This is a genomic window from Streptomyces nanshensis, from assembly GCF_001751255.1.
Lineage (GTDB): Bacteria > Actinomycetota > Actinomycetes > Streptomycetales > Streptomycetaceae > Streptomyces > Streptomyces nanshensis_A.
In genome coordinates, this window is the sequence record NZ_LJGW01000360.1 from 1,984 (window position 1) to 9,426 (window position 7,443).

At 73.1% G+C, this 7,443-nt stretch carries 7 protein-coding genes; 3 read left to right on the forward strand and 4 right to left on the reverse strand.

Going from position 1 to position 7,443, the window contains the following annotated elements:
- Positions 1 to 199: hypothetical protein (locus tag AN218_RS36910; protein WP_216311790.1), on the reverse strand; the 199-nt coding region annotated here is incomplete at its 3' end.
- A 740-nt stretch (positions 200 to 939) separates the two neighbouring features.
- Between AN218_RS36910 and AN218_RS21430 the strand changes: the two genes are divergently transcribed.
- The 3 genes from AN218_RS21430 (at position 940) to AN218_RS21440 (ending at position 3,138) form a co-directional block, all read left to right on the forward strand.
- Complete coding sequence (locus tag AN218_RS21430; protein ID WP_070018525.1) at positions 940 to 1,233, forward strand: hypothetical protein; 294 nt, start codon at positions 940 to 942, stop codon at positions 1,231 to 1,233.
- A 154-nt stretch (positions 1,234 to 1,387) separates the two neighbouring features.
- Positions 1,388 to 1,648, forward strand: coding sequence for a hypothetical protein (locus tag AN218_RS21435; RefSeq protein ID WP_070018526.1), 261 nt, complete (start codon positions 1,388 to 1,390; stop codon positions 1,646 to 1,648).
- Positions 1,649 to 2,037: 389 nt separating this feature from the next.
- Positions 2,038 to 3,138, forward strand: a complete 1,101-nt coding sequence (locus tag AN218_RS21440) for a hypothetical protein (RefSeq protein WP_070018527.1) — start codon at positions 2,038 to 2,040, stop codon at positions 3,136 to 3,138.
- Positions 3,139 to 3,290: 152 nt separating this feature from the next.
- Here AN218_RS21440 and AN218_RS21445 read toward each other — a convergent pair whose 3' ends face one another.
- The 3 genes from AN218_RS21445 to AN218_RS21455 all read right to left on the reverse strand — a co-directional run.
- The gene (locus AN218_RS21445; RefSeq protein ID WP_171908746.1) at positions 3,291 to 4,433 is read right to left on the reverse strand and encodes a serine hydrolase domain-containing protein; all 1,143 of its coding nucleotides are present in this window, start codon (positions 4,431 to 4,433) and stop codon (positions 3,291 to 3,293) included.
- Positions 4,434 to 4,442: 9 nt separating this feature from the next.
- Positions 4,443 to 5,786: a DMT family transporter gene (locus tag AN218_RS38365; RefSeq protein WP_070018528.1), complete on the reverse strand. Its 1,344-nt coding sequence runs from the start codon at positions 5,784 to 5,786 to the stop codon at positions 4,443 to 4,445.
- 43 nt (positions 5,787 to 5,829) lie between these two features.
- Positions 5,830 to 7,443, reverse strand: a 1,614-nt coding sequence (locus AN218_RS21455; RefSeq protein WP_107421531.1) for a TIGR03767 family metallophosphoesterase, incomplete at its 5' end; no start/stop codon positions are given.

The following is a 7,443-nucleotide window of genomic DNA, read 5'->3' on the forward strand; positions in this document are numbered from 1 at the left end:
CAGGGGACTTGGCCTTCTTCTCCCCGCCCGCCTCGTGGTCCGCGGTGCCCGGCGAGCGGTCGCCCGGATCCGGCGCGGGAGCGGCCTGGGCCGTGGGCATGCCGCCGAGAAGCCCGCCGATCACGGCGGCGGTCAGCGCGGTCGCGCCCGCGCGCCGCCGTGCTCTGTCCCCTCTGTCACCCTGGGCCGCTGCGCCCACGCCGTCCTCCGTCCTCCCCGTACCGTCGTCGTGCTGCCGCGTCCGCCGCTGCCGCCTCCGGTGCCGCCGCGAACCGCCCCGGTCGTCGTCGCGGGCCGTGCGCTCCGCGGGCGGAGCACATCTCTCACATCGTTCACCGGAGCTGAACACCGGGCCCACAGGCGACACTTCGGGAGCCGACCCCATCACCGCCGTGTCGAGCATGTCAACGCGGCCCCCGCGGGGCGTTGTCGGGCCCCCGGCGGCGGAACGCCGGGCTTCACCAAGGCTGGACGCGCGCCGCGGCCGCACCGGTTCCTGACGCCGCACGCACCGCTCCTGTTCATTCCGTCACCCTCTCCACCGCTCCCGCACCCGTTACACCACACAGTGTCATCGGAGGATCACTTTACGTTCAACTCCGGTGCTCCGGCGGGGTGGTGGCCCCCTCGTGCCCGTGCCGCCCCCGCACATGCGCGCTCACGGACCGTGTCTGTGCGGGGTCGCGGGTGCCCGGTAGCAGGGGCGAAGCGGTGCCAAAGGGGCGTGCGCTGGTGACCTTGGGTGAGGGCCCTGTAAAATTTTGCGCGTGACGGCCTGGCGCCCGGTCGTCCGTTCGCTCCACAGGGGCGAGCACAGGCAAATCGCCTGCCGGGCGAACGTGACCTCGGCCACGTTCCGCTCCGGATCACGTCTGCGTCCGGCTCGACTGGGTAGGCCCCACGATCTGACCATCCGACCTCAACGAACGGAGGCCCACCGTGGCCGCGTCCGCTGAACTCCTCTCCGTCCTGACCCCGCTGCCGCGACAGGTGCTGTCGAAACAGCAGGTGCTCTCCAAACAGGGGCACGAGCCGGTAGACCTGTCCGGTGTGTCCGACCCCGACTCCGGACTGGACGGCTCGTGCTCGTGCGGCTGCTTCGAGGCGCCGCTCACCTCCGAACCTCCCCTCGCCGACGTCGCCCCTCTCACCAGCGAACCGCCCCTCGCCGAGCTCCCGCTGACCAGCGAGCCGACCGGCAGCGGCTTCGGTGCGGACAGCTCCGACATCTGACCGGCCTCCGGGCCGGGTCCGGGAGGACGGTGGTTCCTCCCGCCGGGACCCGTGCCCGCCTCCGCCGGGCGGGCGGCGGACCGCCGCCGCCCCCCTACCGGCGACGGGGAGACCCCGGCGGCCACCCCCGTGAGCGGTCCGCTATGTTGACGGTGTGAGCGACAAGGACAGCAAGAAGGCCAACAAGAACGTTCTGCGAGCCGGCACCGTGACCGCCGTCTCGGCGCTGGCGCTGGCGGTGTCGTCCCCCGCCTTCGCGGCCGTCTCCGACGACGGCGACGACCCGGGTCCCGGGCTCAGCCTCGTCGAGACCCTCGGGCTGTTCGTCGCCCTGCCGATCGGGATCTTCCTCGTGATCGCCGCCCTGGTGACGGTGGGCGGCAAGTCCGGCAACGGCACCAAGCAGCAGGGCTGAACGGCTCCGGGCCGACCGGGGCGGCCACGCCCTCGGCCGCTCCCTTCTCTTTCCGGTCTCCTTCCAACTGCTCTCCGTGCCGGCCGGCTCCCCTTCCGTGATCTTCGCGGCGTCCGGGCCCTGTTGGATTTCCGTCGTCCGCCGGGCCCTGTCGAACTCCCGCCCTCCGCCGGTCCGTGCGACTCCCGGGCCGGCCGCTTCCGTCCGTGCGGCGGACTCCCGACGCCCCCGCGCCGTACGGCAGTCGGCACCCGCGCGTAGGCGACCGATGTCCGACGCCAGGCTGATCGGTTCTCGAACGGGCGTACTTTAGGGCAGAGTTGTCCGGCTTTGTCGACGACCTCGTAACAGAGGTTGGTGTGCGGTCCCTTGGTGGGAATCGGCGGGACATGACGCACAACACCCCGCTCTCCCCCCGCCCGCTCAGCCATCTCTCGGAGGCCCCGCGGCACCGCGTACTGACCGCGAACTCCCTGCGCGCACACGGCATTCCGGTCTCCGAGGCCGACGCACGCTGCCGTCCCGGCGGGCCCTGGCAGCTTCTGCTTCCCGGCGTCTATCTGCTGCACCCCGGCCCGCCCACGAGCGACGAGCGGCTGCACGCCGCGCTGCTCTACGCGGGCGGCGAGTGCGCGCCGATCCCCGCGCAGCAGGGCGCCGCGTCCCGAACGGGCGGCCCCGCCACGGACGTTCGCCCCTGCACGCCGCCCTCGCCGCCACCACCGCAGACACCGCAACCTCCGCAGGCGATGATCACCGGGCTCGCCGCGCTCACCCTGCACGGCTTCGACGGCGCACCCTCGCTGCGCGCCCTCGACCGCATCGACGTGCTCGTGCCGTGGACGAGGCGGCTGCGCTCCACCGGCGGTGTCCGCGTCGTGCGCGGCCAGAGCCTGCCGGACGCGGAGGAGATCACCGGAGTGCCGGTTGCGCCCGTGGCTCGTGCGCTCGCCGACACCGTCGCGCTGCTGCCGGACGCCGGGGTGGTACGGCGGCTGCTGGTGGAGTCCGTACGGGCGGGGCACTGCGAAGCGGGCGCCGTGGTGGGGGAGTTGATCAGGGCGCGGCTGCTGGGCAGACCCCACGTACGGCTGGCCGTCGACGCGCTGGTCGCGGAGAGCCGGGCGCTGGCCGAGGGCATGCTCTACGAGATGGTCTTCCGGCACCGGCTGCCCTGCCCGTGCTGGAACGTCGACCTCCGGCTCCCCGGCGGCCCGTACCTGGGCGGTGTCGACGCGTTCTGGCCCGAGCAGTCCGTCGCCGTGGAGCTGGACACCCGCACGCCCCGTCCGCACCTCGAAGCGGACGCGCGCTGGTCGGAGTACGCCCGCAAGCGCGAGGCGCTGGAGGTGCTCGGCATCACGGTCGTCCATCTCACCCCGGCCAAGCTCCGCGACTCCCTCGGGCAGCAGGCCGCGATCGTACGGACGGCACTGATGACCGCGGTCGAGCGGGAGCCCGCGGAGTATGTGATCGTCACGCCGCGCTGAGGGCACGGCGGACCGGATCGGACCGGATCGGACCGGAAGGGAACGGGAGCCTGGCCCGAAGAGGCCGCGGACCCGGCCCCAACGGGCCGCGGCAGAGCCTGCGTCGGGCGCGACATCGGATTCACATGGGCCCTCGTCCGTGGCGTTCCGCCTCAGCCGCAGAACTCCGCCTCGACCAGGCCGGACGTCCCCTCCGACCAGTCGGCGTTGAGGTTGAAGGCCGCCGTGTGCGAACCGTCGGCCGTCGTGGCGGCGACGGACCGCGAGCCCTGGATGGTGCCCTCGTGGCCCCACACGGTGGTCCCGCAGGAGAGCCGGTACTCGGTGAGCCCCAGCCCGTAGCGTTCGCCGCCCTCCGCGGGGACGGTGGTCTTCATCTGCGCCAGTTGCCGCGCCGGCAGGACGTCCCCGCGCAGCAGCGCGCGCATGAAGCGGACCAGATCGCCGGTCGAGGAGACCATCTCGCCCGAGGCGCCCGCCAGCGACGGATCGAGCGTGGTGACGTCCTGGGCACGCGTCCCGCTCCCCGCGCCCGCGCCGGGTCCGGACGCCGAGAGCCGGGAGTACGCGCGCCCGTGCGGGACCGGGAGCCGCGGAGAGGTGCCGGGCAGCGAGGTGTGGCGCAGCCGCAGCGGGCGTATGACGCGGCGCTCGACCTCGTGGGCGTAGGAGTGGCCTGTGGCCTTCGCTATCACCATGCCGGCGAGGACGTAGTTGGTGTTGGAGTAGCCCCAGCCGGTGCCCGGCGCGAAGGCGCGCGGGTGCGCCATGGCCGTACGGACGAGGGATGCGGCCTGGTGCGAGTCGTAGCGGTGGGCGGCGAAGCGCGGGCCGAAGGTCTCGCGGCGCACACGGGGATCGGCGGTGAAGTCGTACAACCCGCTGGTGTGGCCCAGGAGTTGGCGGACGGTGATGGAGCGGCCGTGCTCGCCGCCGCCGCGCAGGGTGCCCGGCAGCCAGTGCTCCACGGGCGCGTCCAGGTCCACCGTGCCCTCCGCTTCCAGTTGGAGCAGCACCGTGGCGATGAAGGGCTTCGTCAGGCTGCCGATGCGGAAGGTGTCGTGGGGCATCGGCGGGCGCCCCGTCCTGCTGTCGGCGACGCCGGAGGATCCATGCCACACCCCGCCGCCGTCCTGGGCCTGCCCGAGCACGCCGGGCACCTGTGACCGCTGCACCTCGTCGTCCATCGCGTCCTGCGCCGCGGCGTGACCCGCGTCGGCCGCGGCGGACGAACTCACGGAGAACGCCGCGACGGTGGCGACCACCAGGGCGACGACGGTGGAGCGCACGGACATGCGCCGACTCTAGTGATCGGTACGGGTCGCACGCCACACGGCGAGGACGACCAGCGCACAGCCCGCGTACTGGGTCGCAGTGGGACGTTCGCCGAGGAATCCGACGCCGAAGAGCACCGCCAGAACCGGTTGCAGAAGCAGCAGCGTGGCGCCCTTGTCCGGCGCGAGCCGCGGCAGCGCCGGATTGATCAGAAGCCAGGCGAGCACCTGCCCGAGGAAGGCCATCGGGATCAGCCAACCCCACGCCGGCCAGCCCGGGTTGAGGTCGACGCCCGTCCACAGTGCGCCCAGCACGCCGGCGGAGAGCGCCGCGCCCGCGGTGGAGGCGCAGACCGGAGTGACGGTGTGGCTACGGGTGTTGAAGCGGCGGGCGCGTCCGGAACGTACGAACTGGCGGGCGCGGCCCGTGCGTTCCGTACCGCCGGTGCGTTCCGTACGGCCGGTGGACGGGACGGGAGCCGGGACGTGGGCCTCCCGCCCGCCTCCGGAGTCCGCGTCGCTCCCGCCGTCCGCGGTGCTCGCGCCGCTCCCCTCGCCTCCGTCCGTACCGGTGCCTTCCGTGTCCTTCTCGGGCTCCTTGCCCTCCTCGGGCTCGTCGCTCCGCGCGGGCCGCCCCGGCTGTGCGGGACGTCCGCTCTGTCCGCCGCCGTCGGCAGCGGCGCCCTTCCGGCGCGGTCTGCCGCCCTCGCCGCCGAGCCGGATCAGGAAGAGATAGCCCGCGAACCCGACGCCCGCGATCGTGCCGTACAGCACACCGGAGACGGGGTCGCTGCCCGGTTCCGCCTCGCCGATCGCCCCGCCGGCCAGCGCGAGGCCGAGCAGCAGCACGGGCGCGGTCAGCCAGAAGTGCCGTGCGAGCCGGACACCGGTCAACACCCGGGCCAGCAGCGGGAAGACGAGCAACTGGACGTTGAGCAGCAGCGTCGCGATGGACGCGCCCAGGTCGTGGATGCTCTCCACCCAGCACACGTAGTCCAGGCCGAGCAGCACGCCCGCCGACACGTCCAGCGCGAGCAGCCGCAGGGGACGCCGTCCGATGCGCCGGTACTCGGCGACGGCCATCGGCAGGAGCACCACCAGCGCGAGGGCGCACCGCATGAACGCGGCCGTGCCCGCGCCGACTTCGGAGAGCTTGATGAACATCCCCGAGGACGAGGTGCAGGCGGCCCCCGCCACGACCATCAGCGCGGGACCGCCCTGACCGGACGGCTGCCCCGTACGCCCGGAGGGCACCCCGTCCCGTATGTCCCGTCCGGGCGGCGCTCCCGCCGCCGCCCGCCCTGGCCGCCCTGCCCGTTCCCGTTCCCGTTCCACGGGAACGTCCGAGGCCCCCGCCTTCTCCGTACTCGCCATGCCCGCAACTCTGCTCCTCCCGGAGCGGAAGCGACACCCGGTTTCAGGGCTTGGGCAGCAGCAGCTCCGTGTTGCGGTCCTCCGGCGTCCCGCCGAGTTCGCTGCGCGCACCGGGGGCGTTGAGGGCCAACTCGCGGTAGAGCGCGGCCAGTCCGGTCTGCGAGAGGTCGTGGTGGTCGGTGCGCGCCGGTGCCGCGGACTCGATCAGGGTGGTGAAGATCGACAGCGTCCCGTCCCCGTTGTCGGCCAGCTCCAGCGTCCGGGCGAGCTGGGGGAAGTCGATGTGGGAGGCCGTGGAGATCTCCCAGAACGTACGGCGCGGTCTGATCCGGTTCTTGTGGCTGTGGCCGTTGACCCACGCCACCACGTGCCGATTGCGCTGCAGCAGGGACAGCAGCCTGTCGCCGCCGTCCGGGATGGTGGTGCTGGTGTGGTGGCTGAAGATCAGCACATAGCTTCCCTTGTCGCGCTCCTCGCGCAACCGCCGCTCCAGCCAGGCGAGTTGGGCCTCGCTCACACTGCCCGGGTAGCCGCCGTCGTGGCGTGTGGTGTCCAGGCTGATGCCGGTGACGCCCTCCGCGATCCGGAAGGTGTAGTAGAGCCGGTCCTCGGCGAGGTTGGCCTCGGTGTAGCCGTGCCCCACGGGGCCCGCACCGGCATAGCGGCGCCGCAGATGGGCCCGCACCCAGTCCCGCCGGGTGAAGGGCGCGCGCTCCACGTCCGCGGTGACGTGCCGCATCGCGCGCGAGCGCATCCGCGAGCGCAGCACCTCCTTGAGCTGCTCGCCCTTGGGGTCGGCGCCGTCCTCCACGCCCTTCCACAGCCGGGCCGCCTCCGCCTCGGAGTCCAGCTCCATCAACTTCCGGCCGCCGACGGCGAAGTCCGCGAAGAAGCCGTCGCCGGCGTAGCAACCGCCGGGCAGCGCATCGTGGTTGCCCGAGGTGGAGTACCAGGGCAGGGCGAGCCCGGGGCTGTTGACCTCGCGTATCGCCGCCTTCAGATAGCCGTCGATCCGCGGGAAGCCCAGCTTCTTGTCGTCGTCGCGCAGCGCGTCGTCGGGCTGCCAGTACAGCGGCAGACCGCTGTTGTGCACCCCTTCGTATGTGTCGACGTCGCCGGTGTTCGGGGTGATCCGTCCGCCGGTCATCGCCGTGAGGAACCACCCCAGCTCCGCACGGCAGTTGTTGTCGGTGTTGTCGCCCGTCGTGACCGCCAGCGACAGCGGTTCGCCCGTCGCGGGGCCCGCCCGCAGCGAGTTGACCCGCTCGATCAGCGAGACCGTCGCCGCGACGGACAGCGCCTCCTGCGGGCGCCAGGCGCTCGTGGTCTCCGCGCGCAGGAACTCGTAGCGCAGCGGGTGCTGTACGTCCACGATGTGCAGATCGGTGAACTGGACGAAGGCCGTCAGCGTGGTGCGCTTCTCCGCCCGTCCCGGACGCGCCCCCGCCAGATCACTGCGGACGAGGCGCTTCCAGCCCGGACCGTCGGCGAGCCGGCGGTAGCCGCCGGGGGCGCCCTGCGGGGTGGCGACGCTCGCGAGCGTGGTGCCCTCGGGCGAGGGGTCCACCGGTTCGTCCCGTGTGACGGGCGCCTGCGCACGGGCGCGGGCGGCACGCGAACGCGCCATGGCGCCGGGCGAGGGCGCGGTATGCGCGGA

Bases quoted from the DNA above. Each gene is read 5' to 3' on its own strand.
- AN218_RS38365 (WP_070018528.1), bottom strand. From the start codon at position 5,786: ATGGCGAGTACGGAGAAGGCGGGGGCCTCGGACGTTCCCGTGGAACGG.
- AN218_RS21445 (WP_171908746.1), bottom strand. From the start codon at position 4,433: ATGTCCGTGCGCTCCACCGTCGTCGCCCTGGTGGTCGCCACCGTCGCG.
- AN218_RS21440 (WP_070018527.1), top strand. From the start codon at position 2,038: ATGACGCACAACACCCCGCTCTCCCCCCGCCCGCTCAGCCATCTCTCG.